The organism is Micromonospora maris AB-18-032 (assembly GCF_000204155.1).
GTDB lineage: Bacteria > Actinomycetota > Actinomycetes > Mycobacteriales > Micromonosporaceae > Micromonospora > Micromonospora gifhornensis.
Window position 1 is genome coordinate 6,482,573 of sequence record NC_015434.1, and the last position, 23,475, is coordinate 6,506,047.

18 protein-coding genes and 2 tRNA genes are annotated in these 23,475 nt (G+C 69.3%); 13 read left to right on the top strand and 7 right to left on the bottom strand.

The annotated features are described in order from the left end of the window. Entirely contained in the window at positions 1 to 1,005 is a 1,005-nt protein-coding gene (locus tag VAB18032_RS33615) for a response regulator transcription factor (protein ID WP_415878011.1), read from the bottom strand. A gap of 179 nt (positions 1,006 to 1,184) precedes the next feature. On the opposite strand from VAB18032_RS33615, the gene VAB18032_RS28685 reads away from it, so the two are divergent. The 6 genes from VAB18032_RS28685 (at position 1,185) to VAB18032_RS28710 (ending at position 8,915) form a co-directional block, all read left to right on the top strand. Next, a complete protein-coding gene (locus tag VAB18032_RS28685; protein WP_013736441.1) occupies positions 1,185 to 2,840 on the top strand; it encodes a hypothetical protein in 1,656 nt (551 codons plus the stop codon). Further along, positions 2,837 to 3,919, top strand: coding sequence for a hypothetical protein (locus tag VAB18032_RS28690; protein WP_043726025.1), 1,083 nt, complete (start codon positions 2,837 to 2,839; stop codon positions 3,917 to 3,919). Before VAB18032_RS28685 ends, VAB18032_RS28690 begins: the two co-directional genes overlap by 4 nt. Before the next feature lies 1 nt (position 3,920). Beyond that, positions 3,921 to 4,934, top strand: a complete 1,014-nt coding sequence (locus tag VAB18032_RS28695; protein ID WP_013736443.1) for a right-handed parallel beta-helix repeat-containing protein — start codon at positions 3,921 to 3,923, stop codon at positions 4,932 to 4,934. Between the two features lie 121 nt (positions 4,935 to 5,055). Next, positions 5,056 to 6,840 (top strand): N-acetylglutaminylglutamine amidotransferase, encoded by a 1,785-nt coding sequence (locus tag VAB18032_RS28700; RefSeq protein WP_043722312.1) that lies wholly within the window; start codon positions 5,056 to 5,058, stop codon positions 6,838 to 6,840. Then, positions 6,827 to 7,951, top strand: coding sequence for a carboxylate-amine ligase (locus tag VAB18032_RS28705; protein ID WP_043722315.1), 1,125 nt, complete (start codon positions 6,827 to 6,829; stop codon positions 7,949 to 7,951). Before VAB18032_RS28700 ends, VAB18032_RS28705 begins: the two co-directional genes overlap by 14 nt. A gap of 94 nt (positions 7,952 to 8,045) precedes the next feature. Further along, positions 8,046 to 8,915, top strand: a complete 870-nt coding sequence (locus tag VAB18032_RS28710) for a manganese catalase (RefSeq protein ID WP_013736446.1) — start codon at positions 8,046 to 8,048, stop codon at positions 8,913 to 8,915. A 70-nt stretch (positions 8,916 to 8,985) separates the two neighbouring features. Here the strand turns inward: VAB18032_RS28710 and VAB18032_RS28715 are convergent, their stop codons facing one another. Beyond that, positions 8,986 to 10,521, bottom strand: coding sequence for a non-reducing end alpha-L-arabinofuranosidase family hydrolase (locus VAB18032_RS28715; protein WP_081476218.1), 1,536 nt, complete (start codon positions 10,519 to 10,521; stop codon positions 8,986 to 8,988). A gap of 466 nt (positions 10,522 to 10,987) precedes the next feature. Between VAB18032_RS28715 and VAB18032_RS33620 the strand changes: the two genes are divergently transcribed. The 4 genes from VAB18032_RS33620 to VAB18032_RS28730 are packed head-to-tail and all read left to right on the top strand — an operon-like array spanning position 10,988 to position 13,755. Continuing rightward, positions 10,988 to 11,350 (top strand): mycothiol-dependent nitroreductase Rv2466c family protein, encoded by a 363-nt coding sequence (locus tag VAB18032_RS33620; RefSeq protein ID WP_415878012.1) that lies wholly within the window; start codon positions 10,988 to 10,990, stop codon positions 11,348 to 11,350. Further along, the gene (locus tag VAB18032_RS28720; RefSeq protein ID WP_232510868.1) at positions 11,350 to 12,429 is read left to right on the top strand and encodes an ABC transporter permease; all 1,080 of its coding nucleotides are present in this window, start codon (positions 11,350 to 11,352) and stop codon (positions 12,427 to 12,429) included. Before VAB18032_RS33620 ends, VAB18032_RS28720 begins: the two co-directional genes overlap by 1 nt. Next, positions 12,426 to 13,112, top strand: a complete 687-nt coding sequence (locus VAB18032_RS28725) for an ABC transporter ATP-binding protein (protein WP_013736449.1) — start codon at positions 12,426 to 12,428, stop codon at positions 13,110 to 13,112. Before VAB18032_RS28720 ends, VAB18032_RS28725 begins: the two co-directional genes overlap by 4 nt. Before the next feature lie 40 nt (positions 13,113 to 13,152). Then, on the top strand, positions 13,153 to 13,755 hold the full coding sequence (locus VAB18032_RS28730; protein ID WP_013736450.1) for a TetR/AcrR family transcriptional regulator: 603 nt from the start codon (positions 13,153 to 13,155) through the stop codon (positions 13,753 to 13,755). 37 nt (positions 13,756 to 13,792) lie between these two features. On the opposite strand, the gene VAB18032_RS28735 is transcribed toward VAB18032_RS28730, so the two are convergent. Then, on the bottom strand, positions 13,793 to 15,040 hold the full coding sequence (locus VAB18032_RS28735) for a putative manganese transporter (RefSeq protein ID WP_013736451.1): 1,248 nt from the start codon (positions 15,038 to 15,040) through the stop codon (positions 13,793 to 13,795). A 197-nt stretch (positions 15,041 to 15,237) separates the two neighbouring features. On the opposite strand from VAB18032_RS28735, the gene VAB18032_RS28740 reads away from it, so the two are divergent. Further along, entirely contained in the window at positions 15,238 to 15,879 is a 642-nt protein-coding gene (locus VAB18032_RS28740; RefSeq protein WP_013736452.1) for a response regulator transcription factor, read from the top strand. A 6-nt stretch (positions 15,880 to 15,885) separates the two neighbouring features. Here VAB18032_RS28740 and VAB18032_RS28745 read toward each other — a convergent pair whose 3' ends face one another. Beyond that, a complete protein-coding gene (locus VAB18032_RS28745; RefSeq protein ID WP_013736453.1) occupies positions 15,886 to 16,674 on the bottom strand; it encodes a spermidine synthase in 789 nt (262 codons plus the stop codon). 769 nt (positions 16,675 to 17,443) lie between these two features. Here VAB18032_RS28745 and VAB18032_RS28750 point away from each other — a divergent pair. Next, the gene (locus tag VAB18032_RS28750) at positions 17,444 to 19,798 is read left to right on the top strand and encodes a non-reducing end alpha-L-arabinofuranosidase family hydrolase (protein ID WP_013736454.1); all 2,355 of its coding nucleotides are present in this window, start codon (positions 17,444 to 17,446) and stop codon (positions 19,796 to 19,798) included. A 155-nt stretch (positions 19,799 to 19,953) separates the two neighbouring features. Then, complete coding sequence (locus tag VAB18032_RS28755) at positions 19,954 to 21,300, top strand: poly(ethylene terephthalate) hydrolase family protein (protein WP_013736455.1); 1,347 nt, start codon at positions 19,954 to 19,956, stop codon at positions 21,298 to 21,300. Between the two features lie 146 nt (positions 21,301 to 21,446). Here the strand turns inward: VAB18032_RS28755 and VAB18032_RS28760 are convergent, their stop codons facing one another. The 3 genes from VAB18032_RS28760 to VAB18032_RS28770 all read right to left on the bottom strand — a co-directional run bounded on the left by VAB18032_RS28760 (position 21,447) and on the right by VAB18032_RS28770 (position 23,473). Then, on the bottom strand, positions 21,447 to 23,081 hold the full coding sequence (locus VAB18032_RS28760) for a hypothetical protein (protein ID WP_013736456.1): 1,635 nt from the start codon (positions 23,079 to 23,081) through the stop codon (positions 21,447 to 21,449). A 193-nt stretch (positions 23,082 to 23,274) separates the two neighbouring features. Beyond that, a tRNA-Arg gene (locus VAB18032_RS28765) sits at positions 23,275 to 23,347 on the bottom strand. 35 nt (positions 23,348 to 23,382) lie between these two features. After that, positions 23,383 to 23,473, bottom strand: a tRNA-Ser gene (locus VAB18032_RS28770). Positions 23,474 to 23,475 lie beyond the last annotated feature (2 nt).

Here is a 23,475-nt window from a genome sequence, read left to right on the forward strand (position 1 = left end):
CTATCGCAGGCCTGATTCGTATACGGCGATCACCGCCTGTACGCGGTCGCGGCAGCCGAGCTTGCGCAGCACCTCGGAGACGTGGGTCTTGACGGTCTCGTCTCCGATGCCGAGGTCCGCGGCCACCTCGGCGTTGGATCGGCCCCGGGCGACGGCCAGCAACACCTCCCGCTCCCGGGCAGTGAGTGTCGCGATCCGTTCAGCCCACGGCCCGGTCAACACCTGCGCTCCGGCCCCGACGGCCGCCGGCCCAACAGGCGTCGCCTGCGGTCCGACCTCGGCCACCTCCGATCCGACCGGTCCCACCGACGACTCAGCCTCGACCACCCCCGGCCCGGTCACCTCGGGCGACTCGACCGCAGGTGGCATGGGCGCTGCTGCCGCTGCGGGAGTGACTGCTATCGATCTGAGGCGAGCGGCGCGACGTCGGCGCAGTACAGCGGCGAGCAGCACGACGACGCCGACCGCGCCCAGATAGAACGCAAGGTAGATCAGCCGCGTCTCGTCGAGCCACCGATCCGGCTCACGGGAGAAGAGGTTGACCGGCCCGACGATCGGCACCTGCCAGTACATCCCGCTGGTGCAGTACACGACCGCGAGCGTGACGGCCAGGGCCGCCATGGCGAGGGAGAGCCGGCGCGCACCGTCGAGGACAGCGATCCCGAGCACGGCCAGCACGGCCGACCACCAGGCCCAGGCGACTGCACCCAGCAACGGCGAGAGAACCCACGGGACGGTCGCCACCACGCAGGCCGCCCCGAGCCGGTACCGGGACAACGCGACCGCCGCGACCGCCGCGAAATTCGCGAGCCCGAGCACCAGCCGTTCCAGATCCACGAACCATGGACTGGAGGTCTCGTCGAGACCGTCCACTCCCCACCACGGGGTCGCCACGAGCAGCATTCCGACCGCCGCCGCGAGCACCAGCGGCGCACCCCACCTGGCTGCCCCGCCACGGGGGTCCGCATCGGCCGGATCGGTCGGCTTCTGGTCCGGATTCGCCATACCCGCGAGCATGCCAGCGGGCCGCCTGCCGGCGCCTCCCCGATCATCGGGAAATCACGCTCCCCCGAACGGGGGAGACAGGTCTTCACCGGCTGGTCACCGACTGTTCGGCTGCCGTGCGTAACCGGACCGTACAGTCCCGACGCTGGTTGCCGTTACGGGGTGAGGACGGGTCTCGGGTGTGGCTCAGGGCTGACAAGAAGGCGTTCGACGGGTTCCTCGACGCCGCCTCGGTGTACTGGCGCAAGAACCTGGGATCCACGTCGTCCCAGCGGTACCTGGTCGTCGAGGTGTTCCACCAGGACATCCGGGTGGCGCTGCGGAACCTGGCGGTGGCCAACGCGATCCGCCGGATCGTCCCCGCGCAGCTCGTCGTCGTCACCGGGGTCGAGCAGATGTGGCACGACGCGCTCTGGACCGAGTTCGACGTGCAGCTGGTCCGGCGGCTCGCCGAGGCGTACGGCGCGAGCGAGGTCATCGACCTGTACCGCCTGGTCGACGGGCCGGCCCGGTCCGCCACGCCGAGCCAGGTACGGCTGGAGCTGTTCGGCAGGCCGCTGCGCCCCGGACCGGCGATCAGCGAGCAGACGCTTGCGGAGTTCGTCAGCGCCACCTACTGCCGGGTGACCAAGCGGCCCCGACCGCCCGAGGATCCCACCGCCGACCCGCGCTACCAGCGGCGGCAGGCACTGGCCCGGGCCATCTCGTCGGCGTACGACGCGCTGCTGGGGGACGAATCGGTGGTGGCGCTGGTGACCAGCCACGTCGACTACGACCACTGGGGCCTGGCGGTCGACTCCGCCCGGCGCGCCGGGGTGCCGGTGGTGCACACCCAGCAGACCGGGTGCCTGAAGGCGTACGCCCTGTTTCCCGAGACCGACACCGGCAAGCACACCTTCCGGGGCGAGCTCACCCAGCAGATCGGTGCCTTCTTCGCCGAGCGGGTCTGGTCCCGACGCGAGGAGGTACGCCGCAACGCGGAGCTGGTGGCCTGGCGTTCGAAGGTCAACCTGGGCCGCCCGAGCTGGTGGCGGGGTGGGGCCAGCGCCTCGGTCGACATCAACAACAGCGCGGAGCGGGCCCGGCTGCGTACCCATTTCGCGGCGCGTCTGGGCTTCGACCCGGCGCGGCCGATGGTGGCGGTGTTCAACCACGCCGTCTCCGACGCACCCGGCACCAACCACCAGTCCTTCCCCACGTTGGCCGACTGGTTCGAGGAGACGGCCCGGTTCGCGAGCACCGCGACGCAGGTGCAGTGGCTGTTCCAGGATCATCCGAGCCAGTTCCGGTACGACAGCACCGGCTTCTTCGAGTCGGTGGCCGCCCGGTACGCCCGACACCGGCACATGGTGTTCCAGCCCAGCAAGGATCTGAGCAAGAACGGGTTGTGGAGCCTGGTCGACCTCGGTGTGACCGTGCGGGGCAGCGTGAGCAACGAGCTGCCCGCGTACGGCATCCCGGTGATCCAGGCGGGTTGGTCCGAGTGGAGCGAGTGCGGCCTGTCCACCGTCGTGCACGACCCGGAGACGTACTGGAAGGCCCTGGACTCGGCGATCGGCGCGCTCGGCAGCGGCGAGGAGCTGATCTCCGCTGAGCAGGTCGAGCGGGCCCGGCTGTGGTTGTGGTTCTACCGCAGCGGCACCGACCTGTTCACCCCGCAGGTGCCGCAGTGGGAGGTCTGGCCCGCCGACCATCTGCTCAAATCCGTACAGGTCGCGTTCCGGCACATCGAGAGCGACGCCGATCCGCTGTTCGAGGCGGTGGAGCGGATGTGGAACCGCCGCGAGCCGGTGTTGACCCGCACCGACCTGCACCGGCCCGGGGGGCAGCGGTGACGGCCACGGGTGCCCGGTTCGCCACCGAGTTCGACGAGCCGGCTGCGCCGCGCGAACTGCCCGCCGTGTTCACCAGCGGCGGCGACCCCGAGGTGCTGGTCGCCGACCAGCTCACCCGGGGCGCGGCCATCGTCGGGCGGGTCCAGGGCGACTCCGGCGCGGTCATGCTCAAGGTACGCAGCGGCGGGCGGCCGATCCGGGTACGCGTCGATCTGCACGTGGACGGTGCCACGCAGGCGGCCTGGTCCCGCACCGTGGTGCCCGACCGCGGCATGCGGGAGCTGCCCCGGCTGATCATGGTCCGGGCCCAGGGGGTGGCCCGGGCCGCCGCGCTGATCTGCCGTCAGCGTGGGCGGCTGCGGATGGTGGAGGCCCACGCCTGGGTCGAGTTCGACCTGGGCGCGCCGGAGATGGGCGTCGACGATCTGCTGATCATCGAGCTGGCGGACGCCACGTTGCCGCCGTGGGCGGCCCCGGCGCTCAGCCCGCTGGCGGCGGTCGGCGTACGGATCAATCAGGTCGAGGTGACCGCGATCGAGGGCGGCGACGACAGCCCGGACGGGCCGCCGCTGACCGGGGCGTCGGCGCAGCTCGCCGGCCTGGTCAGCGCCGGCGGTCTGGTGGGGGCGAAGGGACGCACCGAGGGGCCCGCCCGGTCCAGGTTCGTCGTGGTCAACGCGCCGGGCCCGACCGTACGCTGCCGGTTGCGTACCACCGTCGCCTCGGTGCCGCCGGCGGCGTTCCGCCATCCCACCCGACCCTGGCTGCGTCGTCAGCAGGGCCAGACCGTGCTGAAGGCGGTCCGGGTGGCCAAGCGGGGAGCGGGGTACGCCCTGTTCGAGGCGTCACCGTTCACCCGAGCACCGCAGACCGACCGCCTGGTCGTGCGCGCCACGCATCTCCTCGACGGCACCGACTGCCCGGTGCGTACGACGACTGTCGCGCCGGATGTGCTCGACGTGCTGATTGAGCGGGCCACTGCGGGGCCGGTGCTGCTCGGGCTGACCGACCCGGCGGCCGAGACGGTACGGCCACGAGTGTCGGAGATCGCCTGCCAGGTCACCGAAGTGGAGTGCTGAAATGGCCGCAACGGACCGTCGCGACGTGCCGCTGGGCGCCGACCCGGCGGCCAATCGGCACGCGATCGAACGCCTCCTGGCCGATGGGGCAGGCGGCACGCTGCACCTGCCGGCCGGCACCTTCCCGCTCGACGGCGGGATCGTCGTCGGTGCGGGCTGGACCCTGGCCGGCGCGCCCCAGCACGACGGGCCGGTACGAACCTGGTTGACCTCGTCCGCCTCGGACGGCCAGCCGATCGTCCACGTCCTCGGCTCCCAGGTGACGATCCAGGACATCGGGTTCCGACCGCCACCGGTCTCCCCCGGCGAGCACGGCGGGGACCGGGGCACCGCCATCACCGTCGGCAGTTACCTCTACCCGGCCGAGGCGGAGTGGATCGAGGGAATCCAGCTTCGCCGGGTACGGGTGGAGCGCCCGGACACCCGGGCCGCCAACTGCATCGCGCTCGTCGGGGCGGTACGCCACCTCACCCTCGCCGACGTGTCGATCGTGGGTGGCTGCACCGGCATCGCGGTGCACTGGGGTGCGGTCGGCGACAGTGTCAGCTCGATCAGCGGGCCGTCGTACCACCCCCACCACATCGACATCCAGGATCTGGTGGTCAGCGACGCCTTCGAGGGCTTCTATCTCAGCTCCGTGCACGACGTGTCGGTGCGGCGGGCCCGCCTGTCGGACGTCGAGATCGGCTTCCGGCTGCTGCCGGGCGACAACACCGACCGCTTCCACGTCGGCGACGACGACGTCATCGGGCAACGGATCCGGGTGTCGGATGCCCGGGTGTCCTGGAACGGCCCGTTGTACGCGATCCGGATCGCGGGCTGGGGCCGCAGCGAGGTCGACCATTCGGTGCGGGTGCTGGAGTACCGCGACGTGGTGGTGACGGACTGCACCCTGGTGCCGCTGCCGGTCATCGGCGCGAAGGACCCGCTCCGCTCGCGGACCCCTGTCGTCGTCGAGCAGGCGTCCGGGGTGCTCCTCGACAGCATCCGTGTCGACCTGCGGGGCAAAGCGTGATGGACGCTCGATATTCCTCCTCACCGATCTAGGCTCGGTCGCCCCTCCGGGCCGCATACGGTCAAGGTCAGCCGCTGCTCCGAGCGCGTGTTCGCTGACCTATGGCTAGCTAGGGGGAGGCATGTGCGGGATCAGTGGAGAGGCGAGGTTCGACGGTACGAGCCCGGACGCTGCCGCGGTGACTCGGATGACCGAGGCGATGCGGTCCCGGGGTCCGGACGGCACGGGCCGGTGGAGTGCCGACTGGGTGACCCTCGGTCATCGACGGTTGACGATCATCGACCTGTCCGAGGCCGGCAGTCAACCGATGGTGCGGGAAGACCTCGGGTTGGCCCTGGTGTTCAACGGCTGCATCTACAACTACCCGCAGCTCCGCGAGGAGTTGCGGACCGCCGGGCACGCCTTCCACTCCACCAGCGACACCGAGGTGATCCTGGTGGCGTACGCCCAGTGGGGTGAGAACTTCGTCGACCACCTGGTGGGCATGTTCGCCGTCGGCCTGGTCGACCGGGCGCGACGGCGGCTGGTGCTGGCCCGGGACCGGCTCGGCATCAAACCCCTCTACCTGGCCGAGACAGCAGGCCGGCTGCGCTTCGCGTCGACCCTCCCGGCGCTGCTGGCCGCCGGTGAGGTGGACACCGACGTCGATCCGGTGGCCCTGCACCACTACCTGTCCTGGCATTCGATCGTGCCCGCGCCCCGGACCATCCTGCGCGGGGTGCGGAAGCTGCCACCGGCGACCGTGCGGGTGGTCGAGGCCGACGGGCACAGCCGGGAACGGGTCTACTGGCGGCCCGACTACGTCCGGCAAGCCACCCACCGCGACTGGGACGCCCGGGACTGGCAGGACGCGATCGGCGACGCGCTGCGTACGGCCGTGGCCCGGCGACTTGTCGCCGATGTGCCGGTCGGTGTGCTGCTCTCCGGTGGGCTCGACTCCAGTCTCATCGTGGCGCTGCTCGCCGAGGCGGGGCAGGAGCACCTGCGCACCTTCAGCATCGGTTTCGACAGTCGGGGTGGCGAGGCCGGCGACGAGTTCCACTATTCCGACCTGGTGGCCCGCGCCTTCGACACCGACCACCAACGCATCCAGCTCGCCAACGACGACCTGGTGCCGGCCGTACGCCGGACGATCGGGGCGATGACCGAGCCGATGGGCAGCCACGACGTGGTCGCCTTCCACCTGCTCTCCGAGCAGGTCGCACGGCACGTCAAGGTGGCACAGTCCGGGCAGGGCGCGGACGAGGTGTTCGCCGGGTACGGCTATCACCAGCCGTTCACCGAGGTGCCCCGGCACCAGGCCGCCGGGGCATTCGCGGAGGCGTTCTTCGATCACGAGCACGCGGAGTTGGCGGGGGTCGTCGGCCCCGCGTACGCCCTCGTCGACGATGCCAGCGGTGACCTGGTCGACGCCGACCTGGCCGCCCCCGGCGCGGACACCGCGTTGGACGCCGTCCTGCGACTGGACACCCACCGCATGCTGCCCGACGACCCGGTGAAGCGGGTCGACAGCATGAGCATGGCCTGGGGGCTGGAGGTGCGTACGCCCTTCCTCGACCAGGACCTGGTCATGCTCGCCGCCGCCTGCCCTCCGGAGCACAAGGTCGCCCAGGGCGGCAAGGGCGTCCTCAAGGAGGTCGCCCGGCAGGTCCTGCCGGCGGAGGTGATCGACCGACCCAAGGGCTACTTCCCGGTGCCGGCGCTGCGCAACGTCGACGGGCCGGTCCGCGAACTGGTCGTCGAGGCGCTGCGGGCGCCGGCCGCCCGGCAACGCGCACTGTTCCGGCCCGAGTACGTCGAACGGTTGCTCGCCGATCCGCAGGCGGCCCAGGCGGCGGCCGGCAGCAACAAGCTGTGGCAGCTCGGCCTGCTCGAACTCTGGCTCCAGACCCATGGCGTCGAGTAGCCGCGGGGTCGAGCAGGACCGCCTCACCCTCGGAGTGGAGGAGGAGTTCCTGCTGCTGGACCCGGAGACCGGGGAGAGTCTGCCGGTCGCCGAGCAGGTGCTCGACGCCCTGTCCGGCACCGCTCGCACGCAGAGTCGCCAGGAGTTCCGGCACAGCATGCTGGAGATGGTCACCCCGGTCTGTGCCGACCTGACGCAGTTGCGCGAGCACCTGATCACCCTGCGCCGCGCGGCCGCCGAGGCGGCGTCGACGGCCGGAGCACGGCTGGTGGCGGTGGGGGCCACGCCGGTCTGCGAAGCCCATCTCACGGTGCCGGACGAGCAGCGGTACCACGCCATGTCCCGCCGTTTCGGGCCGGTCGCGCACGACCCGGCGGTGTGTGGCTGCCACGTGCACGTCGGGGTGGCGGACCGGGAACTGGCCGTGCAGGTCTGCAACCATCTGCGTCCCTGGCTGCCGGTGGTGCAGGCGCTCACCGCCAACTCGCCGCTGTACGACGGTCGGGACACCGGCCACAACAGTTGGCGGTCCATGCAACTGGAACGCTGGCCGAGCATCGGACCCACCCCGCACTTCGAGTCGGTCGCCGACTACGACGCCACGGTGCAGGAGTTGATCACCGCCGGGATCATGCTCGATGCCGCGATGGTCTACTGGTACGCCCGGCCGTCGACCAAGTACCCCACCGTCGAGGTCCGGGTCGGCGACGTCTGCCCGTCCGTGGAGGACACCGTCCTGGTCGCCGCACTGGTCCGGGCGCTCGTCGTCACGATGATCGACCGGGTACGCGACGGCGTGCCACCCGTACGGATCCGGGACTGCCTGGTCGCGGCCGCGCACTGGCGGGCCGCCCACGACGGGGTCGACGGGGTGCTCGTCGACCTGCTCGGCGGCGGTGCCCGGCCCGCCTGGGACCTCGTCGACGACCTGCTCGACACCGTCACGCCCGCGTTGGCCCGCTACGACGATCTCGACCTGGTGCTGCGGCAGGTCGACCGGCTGCGCCGGGAGGGCACCGGAGCGACCCGGCAACGTCGGGTCATGGCCGGCACCGACGGTGACGTCCAGGCGGTGCTGCAGCACCTGATCGCCCAGACGGTCGCAGGCTGACCTGGAGGTTGGCCCGGACGGGCCACCGGATGGCCCGTGGATGCCACCGGGGCGGGAAGGCACCTCGACAGCGTTTCTACGACGAGGAGGCCGTGTGTTCAGCCACATCAAGAACCTTCAGTTCGAGGCCAAACCGGACGGGCCGGACGCCGCTTTCGCCCGCCGGTTGCAGGAGGTCCTGGGCGGCAAGTGGGGCGAGATGACAGTCGCCAACCAGTACCTCTACCAGGGCTGGAACTGTCGGCTGCCCGGTAAGTACAAGGACCTGCTGCTCGATGTCGGCACCGAGGAGATGGGCCACGTCGAGATGATCGCCACCATGATCACCCGGCTGTTGGAACACGCGCCGTTGTCCCTGGCGGAGGCTGCCGAGGGCAATCCGATGGTGGGGGCGATCTACGGCGGCTCGAACCCGGCGCACTTCATCCACGGCGGCGGGGGTGCGATGCCTGTCGACAGCGTGGGTGTGCCGTGGAACGGCAACTACGTCACCGCGAGCGGCAACCTGATGGCCGACTTCCAGCTCAACGTCACCGCCGAGGCCCAGGGCCGACTCCAGGTCTCCCGTCTGTTCAACATGACCGACGATCCCGGCGTCAAGCAGATGCTGCGGTTCCTGCTGGCCCGCGACACGATGCACCAGAACATGTGGATGGCGGCCATCGAGCAGCTCAAGGAGGACGGCCTGGAGGGCATGCCGGTGCCGGATGCCTTCCCCGACTCCCCGGATTTCACCGAGGAGTTCAGCTACACGTATCTCGACTTCTCCCCGGACGGCGACGCCGGCCAGGGTCGCTGGGCGTCCGGACCGGCACCGGACGGCAAGGGAGAGTTCCGTTACGACCACAGCCCTCGCGCGCACGCACCGGAACCCGTCCTGCCTCCGGGCGACCCACGCCTGTACGGGACCGACCCGGGGATGGTGCAGGGCGTGATGAACAAGGTCAAGAGCAAGGTCACCTGACGTGTCGGGCGGGCTCGGCTGTTGCCGAGCCCGCCCGGTCCCACGTCATCGGTGGGACGGTGTCACCTGGTCAGCGTTGCAGGGTGAGTACGCCCGGGCGGTACGGCAGCAGGCCGTAGTCGCCGCCGGAGTTCGGGGCACGGCCCTGGTACAGCAGTTGCAGGTTGCACGGGTCGACGGTCATCGTCTGGTCGGCGTTGGAGCGGATCAACTCGCCGTGGCTGATGTCGTTGGTCCAGGTCGCGTTGCTGTTGGCCTTGCCCGCGAACGGGTTGCTCTCGGTGGCCGCCTGCGGCGTCCACGTCCCACCCAGACTCGTCGCGGTGAACGACCGGAAGTAACGACCCTGCGAACCGATCGCCTCCACCAGCATCAGGTACCGCTGCTGACCCTGCAGCTTGTACACCTGCACACCCTCGAACAGGTTGTTCGTGGTGTCCGTCATGATCGTGGTGTAGTTCGACCCGAAGCTGCCCGGGAAGTTCCCGATCGGCATGCTCGCCCGGTAGATCCGACCGTTGTCACCGGCGAAGAACAGGTACATGTTCTGGTCATCACCGATCAACGCCTGATCGATCGGGCCGGTACCCGAGTTCGAGATGCTGCCCGTGAACAACGTCTGATGCGCCGACCAACTGTTCACATTCGCCGGGTTCGTCGACGTCCGGTACGAGAACGCCGGCCCACCCCACTGATACGCAAGCACCCAGATGTTGCGCGGCGCGAAGTAGAACAACGACGGCGCGACAGCGGCGAACGGCATCTGGTTCTGGCTGGCCGAGCCCATCTGGTTCCAGTTGGAGAACAGGCCGAAGTTCATCGAACCCCAGGTCGTACCCGTGTCGTGGGTGGTGGCGTACACCAGGTGCTGACCGTTGTACGGCGCGTGCGTGAAGTCCTTCAACGACACCCAACCCGACCTCGGCTGCGCGAGCGCACCGGTCGACGACCACCGGTACGACGACGGCAGGTTGCAGGTGCCCGTCGGCGGCGGCGTGGTGGGGGTCGGGTCGGGGTTGTTGCCCCCGTCGACGCGGACGAGCTGCCACTGCTGGTTGGCGCCGTTCCAGTCGTCGTACTGCACGATGTTTCCACCGTCGGCGGTCGAGGCGCCCTGCACCTCCACCACCTTGTTGCTGTGCCGGCTGATCAACCGGACGTGGCCACCGTCGGAGTCGGCCAGCCGGAACTGCTGATTCGCTCCGTTGTGGTCGGTCCACTGCACGATGCTGCCACCGTTGGCGGTCGACCAGTTGTAGATGTCGAGCACCTTGCCCGACAACCGCGACTTCAGGCGGTAGTAGCCGCCACCCGAGTCGACGAACTGCCACTGCTGCTGATTGCCGTTGTTACGCGTCCACTGGGTGATCCGCGCTCCGTCGTTGGTGGCCAGGTTGTACACGTCCAACGCCTTGCCACTGTTGCGGTTGACCAGCACGTACCACGCGTTCGTGTCGACCGTCGCCGCGGCGGCCGGGGTCGACGTCACCGCTACGGCGGTGACACCGCCCACCACCGCCGCCACGCCGGCCGCGACGACGCGCAGCAACCGCCCGCGCCGACGCGACGGCGGCGCGAGCAATTCAGATCTACCAAAGGCAGACATGATCCTCCTTCAAGATGACCAGGACCCCGAACGGCCCAGGACGGGCACACCACGACGCGCAGCGACCGAGCCGTGACGTGTTAGCGCTAACAGTGGCGTCCGCATGCCCTGGCGCACGCCTGAACCAAGATCCGACGACACAGGCCTGCCCGGTGAACCTCCGGCGTCATCACCCTTGAACATCGAATGTGGGCGATAACATGTCGTTCGTCAAGTCGTAACTTGGTGGTTTCATGGAGACTGGCCGCGCCGGGAACCTGGGCGCGGCCAGTGCCGAACCGTCGCTGCGCAGGCATCGCCCTGCCCACCGCCGCAGTCCAGGGGGAGCCGCCCGCAGCAGGCTCCCTGATGGCGCTAACATCGGCGTTTACGCATGATTCGGTCGCCCCCGCGCCCGCCCCGGAAAGGCGTACCGAACCCGGCCGGGCAGAGACTCGCCTTGCGGCGCACCATCGCGCTCGCTCGGATGGACGACGGACTGGCGAACAACAGCACCATCGACAGTGGTGGAAATCCGATGACCTTCTTCGGCCCGGTGATCTCCCGGATTCCGCGGGGCGAGGAGGCGGGCCGGCCCTGGGACGGCGTCGTACTCGTCGCCGCGATGCCCGGCTTTCACGAATTGAAGGGGCGCCCACCTGCCGAACCGCAATTCGGCGAGTCACCCCTCACTCTGCGTGAGTTCCCTTACAGCATCCACCCTGACGCCATCTTCTCGACAGGGCGTCGGTATCTTTGCCGACATGCTGTCGGCTACCTATCGGATGCGGTGAGCCCATGTTCCTCGCCATACGCGAACTTACCTTCGCCCGCGGTCGATTCGCCCTGATGGGCGTCGTCGTCGCGCTCATCGCGATCCTCACCGTACTGCTGAGCGGACTCTCCGTCGGCCTGGTCAACGACGGAGTCTCCGGCCTGAAACGTCTCCCCGTGACCTCGCTGGCCTTCCAGCACGAGGTCGCCAAGGACTCCGCCTTCTCCCGCAGCGTGGTGGACACCTCAGCCGTCGACACCTGGGCGGCCCAGAACGGTGTCGCCGAGGCGGCACCGCTGGGCAACACCCTCGCCAACGGTCGGACGAACCAGGGAGTCGAGGTCGACCTCGCCCTCTTCGGCGTCGAGGTCGGTTCCTTCCTCGACCCGGCCGTCGCCGAGGGTCAGCGCCTGGCCGGCGAAGGCGAGGTGGTGATCAGCTCCACCGCCGCCGAGCTGGGCATTTCGGTGGGCGACACGATCGCCCTGGAACCCGCCGGGACCCCCCTCAAGGTGGTGGGCATCCTCGGCGAGCAGCACACCTTCGGTCACGTCGACATCGGTTACCTTCCGCTGCGCTCGTGGCAGGAAGTGAAGGCAGGCGTACGGGCCGGCGACGCCGCACCCGAGCGCATCTACAACGAGATCACCGCGGTCGCCGTACGCGCCGCCGACGGTGCCGACGTCGACCTGGCCGCCGGTGACAAGGCCGCCGGCACGACCTCGCTGACCCTGGAGCAGTCCTTCGGCGCCTCGCCGGGCTACACCGCCGAGACCTCCACGCTCCAGCTGATCCAGGTCTTCCTCTACGCCATCTCGGCCCTCGTGGTGGGCGCGTTCTTCACCGTGCTCACCGTGCAGCGCAAGCAGGAGATCGCGGTGATCCGGGCGCTCGGTGCCAGCACCCGTTACCTGCTTCGGGACAGCCTGCTCCAGTCGGTGGTGCTCCTCGTCCTCTCCGCCGGGGTCGGCGTCGCCATCGGTGTGGCAGCCGGCGTCGGCATCTCGGCCACCCCCATGCCGTTCGTGCTGGAGGCCGCCCCCATCGCCGTCGCCACCGCTCTGCTGCTCATCCTGGGCGTCGTCGGTGCCACCGTGGCCGTCCTGCGCATCACTCGCGTCGACCCGCTCACCGCGCTCGGAGGCAACCGATGACCGCCATGCTGTCCCTGTCCGACGTCACCCTGATCCACGGCGACGGCGAAGACACCGTCACCGCCCTCGACAAGGTCAACCTGGAGGTCGAGGCGGGCGAGCTGGTCGCGATCGTCGGCCCCTCCGGCGCCGGCAAGTCCAGCCTGCTGGCGGTCTGCGGAGCGCTCATCAGCCCCACCTCGGGCACGATCCGGCTCAACGACCTGGACCTCAGCGCGCAGTCGCCGCGCCGGCTCACCGCGATCCGTCGGGAGCGGATCGGCTTCGTGTTCCAGAGCGGCAACCTGATCCCCTCGCTCACCAGCCTGGACCAGGTACGGCTGCCGCTGACCTTCGGCAAGGTCGCCAACCCGCGCGACCCCCGGGAGCTGCTGGCCGAGGTCGGCATGTCGCACAAGGCGGACCGACGCCCGCACCAGCTCTCCGGCGGCGAACGGCAGCGGGTCGGCATCGCGCGGGCACTTGTCACCCGCCCCCAGGTGCTCCTGGTGGACGAGCCGACCGCGGCGCTGGACCGCCAGCGCAGTCAGGACGTCGTCGCCCTGCTGGCCCGCGAGGCGCACGAGCACGGGGTCGCCACCGTCATGGTCACCCACGACCACGAGGTGCTGCACCACTGCGACCGGGTACTTGAGATGATCGACGGCAGGCTGTTGCCCGCCGAGAGCAACGCCGCGGTCTGAGGTCACCGCCTAGGCCAGCTACCCAGACGAGGAGGAGCGCGTGCCGCGGATCCAGGCGGCCAGCGTCGCCGAGCACCACGCCCGACAGCGGCGTGCCCTGCTGGACGCGGCACGCGCTCTGCTGGCCGAGACCGAGCAGGCGCCCTCCATGGCGGCGATCGGACGTCGCGCCGGGCTCGCCCGCTCCAGCGTCTACCAGTACTTCGCCTCCGCCGAGGATCTCCTGGCCGCCGTCGTCGCGGACGTCTTTCCGACCTGGGCGGGCCAGGTCCTGGAGCGGGTGGCGGCGGCGCCGACGCCGGGCACCCGCATCTGGGCGTACGTGGTGGCGAACGTCGACCTGTTCGCAAGCTCCGAGCAGGCGGTGGCCCGAGCCCTCACCCGGGTGGTGGAACCGCGCGTGTTGCAGGGCCCGATGGAGGAGTTCCACGCCCAACTCCAGGGGCCACTGCGGCAGGCGCTCACCGAGTTCGGTGAGCCGGAGCCGGAGACGATGGCCGAGCTGATCGACTCCCTCATCGTGCGGGCTTCCCAGGACGTCGGCGCCACCGCCCGTACGCAGGCGAGGAAGACCGCAGACGTCACGCTCGCCCGGTTGCGCCGACTGCTCGGCCCGTACCTCGGCCTGGGTCCGCAGGACTGACGCCCACCGACCCCGGCCGAGGCACGGGCCGCGCTGGTCAGAGCAGAAGCAGCAGGGCCGACCCGACCACCACCGCCGGAATGGTGGTGATGACCGTGGCCATCAACGCGGAGTGCCGGCGCAGCGCGGCGAGCGGGATCAACGCGTCGCCGTCCTGACTTATCGCGTTCGCGACCAGGGTCGGCAGCGGCAGTCCCCCGCTGACGTACAGGCCGGTGAAGACGATCTGCACCGCGCAGCCAGGGATCAGGCCGATGCCGGCACCGACCAGCACCCCCAGCAGCCCACCGAGCGCGATCTGCGAACCGTCGAATCCGGTGGTGCTGGTGACCACCTGCCAGGCCAGGTACGCCACCGCCACCCAGACGGTGATGAAGGACGCCTCGTGGGCACTGTGCCGCAGGGTCGCCCCGATCGACTGCGGATGCGCCGTCTCCAGGTTGTCGTCCGCCAGCCGCCCGCGACCGGCAGCGAAGATCACCGTGGCGAGCAGGGTGCCGAGCACACCGAGCGCCAGGTAGGGGTCGATCCCACCGAGTGCCCGAGTCAGCACCGTCGGGTCGACCAGTTGGAACAGCACCGGCACCGACACGGCGAAGGCCGGCACGGTCAGGCCCCAGAAGAGCGTGGACGCCGACATCTGCGGCAGCACGCCACCGAGCAACCGTCGTGAGCCGGCCAGGTCGGGCACGCCGACTGCAACCAGGCCGCCACCGGCCCCGGACCCGACCGGCACGGACCCGGAACCGCCGACCCCAGAACCGCCGGACCCGGAACCGCCGACCCCGGATCCGACGGGCGTGGGCCTGACGGGTGCGGATCCGGCGGGCGTGGGCACCGCCGCGGACCCGGCGGGCACGGCCACCACGGCGGGTGTCCGGCGTACCGCACGTGCCGGGTCGATGCCGAGCGCGTCCACCACGTACCCGGTGATCAGGCCGACCACGAAGAGCAGCGTATGGATCTTGAGCGCGAACATCGGATTCCAGGCCATCACCACCCACGAGGAATCGCCCATGGTCGCCACCAGGGCGGCGATCACCGTGCCGAACGACACCTTGCCCCGGGCGTACAGCGGCATGAGGATGATCGCGCCACCGCAGCCGGGACTCACCCCCAGCAGCGCTCCGACCATCGGCCCGAACCGCCGATGCCGGGTCAAGCCGTCGGTGACCCGGTCTCCGAAGCGCCAGCGCAGCCAACCGAAGAGCGCCACCATCACGGCGACGTAGACACCAACCTGCATGAACGCGTCAGCGATCGGACGCAGGACGATTTCGGTCATGAACACACCTCCAGGCGACAGACGGCCTGCGGGGGATGTGCTGCTCCAGGCCGCAGCAGGTACGCCACGGCACTTCCCCGGACGCTGGCCCTTATGGGCCAGTCGGCGACCCCGCTGGGTCATCCGGTCCAGTCACGGTCCGGGATCACCTTCGGTACGAATGCGCATGATGGCTCGTTAACCGGGAAGGAGCGAACATGTCACACTGTTCCCCCATCCGGGTCGCAGTCGTCGACGGCCAGCCGATCTTCGCTCGCGGCCTCGAACTGCTGCTTCCTGCTGCCACCGATGGGCGGGCGCAGGTGGTGGGCTTCACCGCTGACGCCGCGGCGGCGGCCTCGCTGGTCCGCCGGTGCGTACCCGACCTGGCCCTGGTCGACCTGCACATGCCGGCGCCGGGAGGGATCCGAGCCGTGGCGGCGATCCGACGGACCACACCACAGGTCCGCATCGTGGCGATGTCCGACGCGGAGGACCTGAGTTCGCCGCTACAGGCGTTGGAGGCCGGTGCCGAGGCGTACATGCCCAAGAGCGCCGAGCCGGAGAAGCTGCTTCCCCCACTGCTGGCGGTCCTGGACGGCTGGGCGGTGATGCCGACGCAACTGCTGAGCACGTTGCTGCGACCCGCCCGGTTCCCGCCGGTCAGCCTCGACGAGGCGGAGCGTGCCCTGCTCCGATCCATCGCCGCCGGCCGGAGCACCCTGGAGATCGCCGATCAGATGCACGTCTCCGACCGGACCGTGAAGCGGATGTCGGCCGCGCTGTTGCGCAAGTTGCGGGTCTCCAACCGCGCCCAGGCCGCAGCTCTCGCGGGCCATGCGGGGCTGCTCGACGACTGACCGGTCTCACCGCTCGACGTCGTCGGTACGCGGACGGGCACCGGCGATGAACGTATCGAGCGCCGGCCCGTGCAGCACCCCGCCGGGCAGCGGATCACGCAGTGCCCGTACCACCAGGCGCGCCACGGGTAGTCGGTCCGGGCGCAGCGCCGCCGCGAGGACCACGTTGCCGTACCGCCGGCCGCGCAGCATCCGGCGGTCGGCGACGACGCAGACGTCGGCGAAGACCGCCCGCAGGGTGGCCGCCTGCACCCGGGCGAGGACCAACGGCGGCAGGTCTGTCACGTTGACCAGGTAGATGCCGTCCGGGCGCAGCACCCGGGCAACCTCGGCGGCGAACGCCACCGTCGCCACGTGCGGCGGCATCCGGGCCGCCCGGTAGATGTCGGCGAGCACCAGGTCGTACGCCCCGGCGGGGACCTCGGCGACCGCCTCCCGCGCGTCGGCGACGTGGATCTCGACGCCGGCCGGGACGGGTGGCAGCTCGCGTGTCACCAGGTCGACCACGGCCGGCTCCCGCTCGACGACCAACTGCGTCGAGCCGGGCCGGGTGGCGGCGAGGTAGCGCGGCAGCGTCAGCGCACCGCCGCCGAGGTGCAGCACGTCCAGCGGCCGACCGGCGGGCGCGGCGAGATCGGCCACGGCGGCCATCCGCCGGACGTACTCGAAGTGCAGGTACGTGGGATCGGCAAGATCGACGTACGACTGCTCGACACCGCCGGCCAGCAGCGTACGCCCGGTGGGTCGGACCGGATCGACGACAAGTTCCAGTCGGTCGTCGTCGGATGCCCCCATGACCAGGCAGGCTAACCGACCCGCCCGAGCTGCTCTGCCGGCCCGCCGGCACCGCCTCAGGCGGTGCCGGTATCGCGGCCGGCCCGGATCGACCCGCCGGTCGCGCGAGCCGCATGAGGTCGGTGTTGAAGTCGATCTCCTACGGGCCGCTGCTCGGCCGGGCGTTTCCACCCCAGGTGTGCTGGTAGCTGTCCCAACTCTGGTCGGTGATGGCGCTGCGGACGGAACTCGCCACCAGCGCCGCCAACTCGGCTGCCGGGTCTTCCGCGCCACCGGAGGTGTCGAGTCCTCCACTCCGGAGCGACGGCCGGAAACGGTACCGATTACTTACCGAAACTACCGGTTGAAAAGGCTGGAACTTTCTGCCAGCCTGATAGCCACCGATCGATGTTGTCGCTAACATGATCTTCCGGACCGGGGAGGCGCCTCTCGCGACCAAGGCCACCTACGCACCCGGTCACATCTCCACCACCTGCCAGTCCACCGCCCGCAACAACGTCTCCGCGGGCAGACCGGGCAACTCATTTGGAACCCTTTTACCCGCTGGTCAGCCGACTCGCCTCCGGGCGGACGCTGATGTGATTCCTGGCCCGGTCGGCGGACCGACATCGCAGCTCGCCGCCGTCCGAGCGCCCCGAACAGCGACAGACATCTCCTATCCCACTAGTGGAGGATCAGCATGATCTCCCGGACCCGTCCCTCCGGGCGTCGACTTCGAACGCTCTCCCTATCCGGAACGACCGCGATAGTTGCGGTCCTCGCCGCGTCGATGCTGCCCACTCTGGCCCACGCTGCCGAGTCCACCCTCGGTGCGGCCGCGAACCAGTCCGGCCGGTACTTCGGTGCCGCCGTGGCGGCTAACAAGCTCAACGACGGCGCGTACACGACGATCCTGAACCGCGAGTTCAACAGCGTCACGCCCGAGAACGAAATGAAGATCGACGCGACCGAGCCGCAGCAGAACAACTTCACGTTCGGCAACGCGGACCGGATCGTCAACCACGCCCTTTCCCGGGGCTGGAAGGTCCGGGGTCACACCCTGGCCTGGCACTCGCAGCAGCCCGCCTGGATGGAGCGGATGGAAGGCCAGGCGCTGCGCTCGGCCATGCTCAACCACGTCACCCGGGTCGCGACCTACTACCGCGGCAAGATCGACTCGTGGGACGTGGTGAACGAGGCGTTCGAGGACGGCAACAGCGGCGCGCGCCGTAACTCCAACCTCCAGCGCACCGGCGGGGACTGGATCGAGGCCGCGTTCCGCGCCGCCCGCGCCGCCGATCCGGGCGCGAAGCTCTGCTACAACGACTACAACACCGACAACTGGACCTGGGCCAAGACCCAGGCCGTCTACAACATGGTGCGCGACTTCAAGCAGCGCGGCGTACCGATCGACTGCGTAGGCTTCCAGTCGCACTTCAACGCCCAGTCGGCGTACAACAGCAACTACCGCACCACGCTGTCCAGCTTCGCCGCCCTCGGGGTGGACGTGCAGATCACCGAGCTGGACATCGAGGGTTCGGGCAGCACCCAGGCCAACACCTACCGCGCCGTGGTCAACGACTGCCTGGCAGTCCCCCGCTGCAACGGCATCACCGTGTGGGGCATCCGGGACAGCGATTCCTGGCGTTCCTACGGCACGCCGCTGCTGTTCGACAACAACGGCAACAAGAAGCAGGCGTACACGGCCACCCTGGACGCGCTGAACAGCGCCACCCCCGGGCCGACCCCCACGCCGACCACTCCGGGACCGACCCCGACCCCGACCCCGCCTCCATCCGGCTCCGCCAACGAGATCGTCGGCAACCAGTCGGGCCGGTGCATCGACGTACCGAACGCGTCACAGAGCAACGGCACCCGCGTCCAGCTCTACGACTGCAACAAGCAGACCAACCAGGCCTGGACCTACACCGCCAACAGGCAACTCCAGGTGTACGGCAACATGTGCCTGGACGCCGCCGGCACCGGCAACGGCGCAGCCGTACAGATCTACAGCTGCCACACCGGCACCAACCAGCAGTGGAACGTCAACTCCAACGGCACCATCAGCGGAGTCCAGTCCGGGCGCTGCCTCGACGTCTGGAGCACCTCCAACGGCGCCCAGGTCCAGCTCTACGACTGCCACACCGGTGCCAACCAGCAGTTCCGGCTCGTCTCCCTCGGCGGTTCCAACCCGCCGCCGACCACCCCGCCGCCGACGACTCCGCCGCCCGGCACCAGCTGTGACCTGCCGTCGTCGTACCGGTGGTCGTCGACCGGCGCTCTCGCGCAGCCGAGGTCCGGTTGGGTCTCGCTGAAGGACTTCACGCACGCCCCGTACAACGGTCAGCACCTGGTCTACGCCACCACCCACGACACGGGTACGACCTGGGGTTCGATGAACTTCGGCCTGTTCTCCAACTGGAACCAGATGGGCTCGGCCAGCCAGAACCAGATGCCGTTCGCCGCCGTCGCGCCGTCGTTGTTCTACTTCGCGCCGCGCAACATCTGGGTCCTCGCCTACCAGTGGGGTGGACCGGCGTTCTCGTACCGGACCTCGACCGACCCCACCAACGTCAACAGCTGGTCGTCGGCCCAGACGCTGTTCACCGGGTCGATCTCCAACTCCAGCACCGGCCCGATCGATCAGGCGTTGATCGGTGACGACCAGAACATGTACCTGTTCTTCGCCGGCGACAACGGCCGCATCTACCGGGCCAGCATGCCGATCGGGAACTTCCCCGGCAGCTTCGGCTCCAACTACACCACGATCATGACCGACACCACGAACAACCTGTTCGAGGGCGTTCAGGTGTACAAGCTCCAGGGTCAGCAGCGCTACCTCATGATCGTCGAGGCGATCGGCTCGCAGGGCCGCTACTTCCGGTCCTTCACGGCCACCAGCCTCGGTGGGACGTGGACCCCGCAGGCCACCTCCGAGAGCAACCCGTTCGCGGGCAAGGCCAACAGCAACGCGACCTGGACCAACGACATCAGCCACGGCGAACTCATCCGCAGCAACGCCGACCAGACGATGACCGTTGACCCCTGCAACCTGCAACTGCTCTACCAAGGGCGGTCCCCCAACTCGGGCGGCGACTACGGCCTCCTGCCCTACCGCCCGGGAGTACTGACTCTGCAGCGCTGACCGCGTGCAGGTCCGGCTCGGGCACAGCCGGAGCGGGCGGGTTCGGCACCAGCCGAGCCCGCCCACCCCTCAATCACCCCCACCACCAGGAGGTACCGACCGTGCAAGGACAGGCACACCATCCCCCACCCGCGGCGACTGCCGATGCTGACCGAGTGCCCACCCTTCGGGGACGGCTGACCAAGCTCGCCGCCGCCGGGATCGCCGCCGCCGTCGGACTGCTCACCGTGACGGTGGCAGCCGGGTCGGCGTCGGCCGCCGACAACCCGTACGAGCGGGGCCCGGACCCCACCCGGACCAGCGTCGCCACCGAACGCGGCCCCTTCGCCAACACCTCGGTCAGCGTCCCCACCGGGTACGGCTTCAACGGCGGCCGGATCTACTACCCGACCGACACCAGCCAGGGCACCTTCGGGGCCATCGCCATCTCGCCCGGCTACACCGCACTGTTCTCCGCGGAACTGGCCTGGATGGGACCGTGGCTGGCGTCCCACGGCTTCGTCGTGATCGGCATCGAGACCAACAGCCGTAACGACTTCGACACCGCCCGCGGCACCCAGCTGCTCGCCGCGTTGGACTACCTGACGCAGCAGAGCCCGGTACGCGACCGGGTCGACGCGAGCCGGTTGGCCGTGGCCGGTCACTCCATGGGCGGCGGTGGGGCGCTGAGCGCCGCCACGCGGCGTCCGGCGTTGAAGGCGGCGGTCGGCATCACGCCCTTCTCGCCGTCGTCGAACCTGGCCAACGACCGGGTGCCCACGATGGTCATCTCCGGGCAGGCCGACACGGTGGTCACCCCGTCCTACGCCCTCGACCTGTACAACAGCCTCCCGTCCACCACGGAGAGCGTGTACGTCGAGGTCGCCGGCGGAGACCACGGCTTCATGGTCGGCCGGTCGAACCCGGTGATGATCCGGACCATGCTGCCCTTCCTGAAGATCTTCGTCGACAACGACGCCCGGTACAGCCAGTTCCTGTGCCCGCTGATGGACAACAGCGGCGTGGTCACCTACCGCAGCACCTGCCCGCTGATCAACACCCCGACCACTCCGCCGCCCACCAGCCCCCCGCCCACCAGCCCGCCGCCGACCAGCCCTCCGCCCACCACGCCGCCGCCGGGCTCGGCCACCCAGATCGTCGGCGTCCAGTCGAACCGCTGCATCGACGTCCCGAACTCCTCTCGGAACAACGGCACCCGGGTCCAGCTCTACGACTGCCACGGACAGACCAACCAGGCCTGGACCTACACCGCGAACAAGCAACTCCAGGTGTACGGCAACATGTGCCTGGACGCCGCCGGCACCGGCAACGGCGCAGCCGTACAGATCTACAGCTGCCACGGCGGTGCCAACCAGCAGTGGAACGTCAACTCCAACGGCACCATCAGCGGAGTCCAGTCCGGGCGCTGCCTCGACGTCTGGAGCACCTCCAACGGCGCCCAGGTCCAGCTCTACGACTGCCACGGCGGCACCAACCAGCGATTCAACCTCGTCGCACGATGACAGTGGTTGACGGCCTGTTCGAGAACAGGCAGGTCAGCTAGTTCTAAACCGAAAGCGGGCGGGCTCGACATCACGTCGGGCCCGCCCGTTTCGCGTAGGCACCCTCCGCCCGACTTCAGCGGAGCGCCTTTGTCGGAGCAGGTCGATCAGCCGATCGCGTACGCCCGGATGATCGTCACATCGGTGTAGCCGCCGGTGGTGTCGGTGACCTTCGCCCGCAGCGAGACCGCACCGGAGGTCGGGTTGCCGACCTGGGCGGTCCAGGTGCCGTCGATCTTCTTGACCTTCACCGAACGCCAGGTCTTACCGCCGTCGAACGAGGCCTTGGCGGTGACCGTCTTCACCTTCGGGTTCTTGCCCAGTTTGGCGTCGGGGTTGAGCTTGGGCCGGCTCAACGTCAACTTGACGTCGGTGGTGCTGCCCGGCTTCGCCTGGTTGTAGAGGTTCAGGCCGGTGGGCAGCATGGTGACGGCGTAGACGGGCGCCGTCACCGAGGTGTTCGGCTTCGCCTTGAACCGGTACGTGACGCTGGTCTTCGGCGACAGCATCCCGGCCGGGAAGGTGATCTCCGGGTAGTAGCGGCTCGCGTTGTTGGTGAGCTTGTACCAGCCGGACTTCTTCACCTTGTATTCGAGGTACGTATCGCCGGGCTCCCAGCCCTTGTCCTTCTTGGTCTTGACCGTCTTGCCACCGAAGGTCAGCGTCGCGGTCGCCTTGTCGCCGCCCTCGACGTTGTCGTCGCGAGGAAAACCGGGATCGGCGAACATGCTGTTCAGCGAGTAGGAGATCCGGCCGTTGATCACGACCGGCAGCCGCGCGGACGGGCCCCAGGCAGCCCGGAAGAAGTTGAGGGTGTGCGACTCGCCCGCCACAACCTTGCGGGACACCATGTAGCCGCCGAGGGTGACAGTGGTGCCATCCTTGGCTGCTGCATAGCTGCTGGCGCGGATCAACCAGTTGCCGGGTGAGAGGTGCACCTTGGTCCGGTACGGCCGGTCGGCACCGAACAGGCCCGCGTACATGTGGTCACCGCAGACGCGTTTGATCGGCTGCACCGCGAGGTGGAGGCCGTCGACGGTCGCGGCCGTGCCCTGCCGGCCCGTCGCGTTCACCGTACCGAGCGAGGAGCGCTTGTAGGTCTTGGACAGCCCGCTGGGGACGCCGGTGCGGGTGTACATGACCGCATAGCTGTCGGAGAGCCCGGAGCTGTCGCTCCACTGCCGCATCGCGCCGAAGGCAAGCTTCTTCGACGAGTTGGGAATGACGTAGAGGCTGCTGCCGTCCCAGTCCGAAGCCTCGACGTCGTAGCTGGCGGAGTCGGACTTGGTGCAGATCTGCGCCCTGGTCTGCGCCATGATTCCTTCACCGGCTGGTGCTGGGCTGACACCCAAGGTGATCTTCTTGCCCTTGCGGGCGTCCACAGTCGTCTTGCTGGCACCGGAGACCTTGACCGTACGCGCGCCGAGCGTCACCGCGGAGCCGGTCCTGATCGAGGCGAGCACCGCGTAGCTGCCCTTCGGCAGCTTCGTCGACTTGTTGGACTTCACCGAGCGGCTCGAACTGGTGGCGAGGTTGACCACCGTCGTGGTGACGTTGACCTTCTTGCCGTTGCGATCAAGCGTGGTGATGGTGAGCGTGTTGCTGGCGGCGACCGCAGGGGCGCCGATGGCCAGCAGGATTGCCGGCACGAGCGCCGCCGCGACGACCTTGCCGACGATCCGGCGGCGGTTACGGGTGGACGCGCCCAGGCTGGCACCGGCCGGGCTGAGTCGATCAGACAATTCCACATCCTCATGGGTGGAAACCAATCCAGCCCGTACGACAACGGGCGGAGCGCCGATGATAGATCGGGACCACCCACTCCCGCTGACCCGAATGACCGCGACGAGGGCCGCTGCCGCGGCGCGGGCATGACCGGCGGCAAGACAGAAAGAAGCCCCCTAGCGGCTGTTGGGCCTGCTAGGGGGCTGTCTGCGCGCCCGAAGGGACTCGAACCCCTAACCTTCTGATCCGTAGTCAGATGCTCTATCCGTTGAGCTACGGGCGCTGGTGCTCGGCCAGTCTACACACCCGGCCTTCGCGCGGAGACTCCGGGATTCGAACCCGGGAGGGGCTTTAAGACCCCAACCGCATTAGCAGTGCGGCGCCATAGACCAGACTAGGCGAAGTCTCCCT

What these genes read in the sequence shown, in the direction of transcription:
- VAB18032_RS28750 (WP_013736454.1), top strand. Translation starts at nt 17,444, where the DNA reads ATGCTGCCCACTCTGGCCCACGCTGCCGAGTCCACCCTCGGTGCGGCC.
- VAB18032_RS28700 (WP_043722312.1), top strand. Translation starts at nt 5,056, where the DNA reads ATGTGCGGGATCAGTGGAGAGGCGAGGTTCGACGGTACGAGCCCGGAC.
- VAB18032_RS28740 (WP_013736452.1), top strand. Translation starts at nt 15,238, where the DNA reads ATGTCACACTGTTCCCCCATCCGGGTCGCAGTCGTCGACGGCCAGCCG.
- VAB18032_RS28735 (WP_013736451.1), bottom strand. Translation starts at nt 15,040, where the DNA reads ATGACCGAAATCGTCCTGCGTCCGATCGCTGACGCGTTCATGCAGGTT.
- VAB18032_RS28695 (WP_013736443.1), top strand. Translation starts at nt 3,921, where the DNA reads ATGGCCGCAACGGACCGTCGCGACGTGCCGCTGGGCGCCGACCCGGCG.
- VAB18032_RS33620 (WP_415878012.1), top strand. Translation starts at nt 10,988, where the DNA reads ATGGACGACGGACTGGCGAACAACAGCACCATCGACAGTGGTGGAAAT.
- VAB18032_RS28725 (WP_013736449.1), top strand. Translation starts at nt 12,426, where the DNA reads ATGACCGCCATGCTGTCCCTGTCCGACGTCACCCTGATCCACGGCGAC.
- VAB18032_RS28705 (WP_043722315.1), top strand. Translation starts at nt 6,827, where the DNA reads ATGGCGTCGAGTAGCCGCGGGGTCGAGCAGGACCGCCTCACCCTCGGA.
- VAB18032_RS28720 (WP_232510868.1), top strand. Translation starts at nt 11,350, where the DNA reads ATGGGCGTCGTCGTCGCGCTCATCGCGATCCTCACCGTACTGCTGAGC.
- VAB18032_RS28715 (WP_081476218.1), bottom strand. Translation starts at nt 10,521, where the DNA reads ATGTCTGCCTTTGGTAGATCTGAATTGCTCGCGCCGCCGTCGCGTCGG.
- VAB18032_RS33615 (WP_415878011.1), bottom strand. Translation starts at nt 1,005, where the DNA reads ATGGCGAATCCGGACCAGAAGCCGACCGATCCGGCCGATGCGGACCCC.
- VAB18032_RS28745 (WP_013736453.1), bottom strand. Translation starts at nt 16,674, where the DNA reads ATGGGGGCATCCGACGACGACCGACTGGAACTTGTCGTCGATCCGGTC.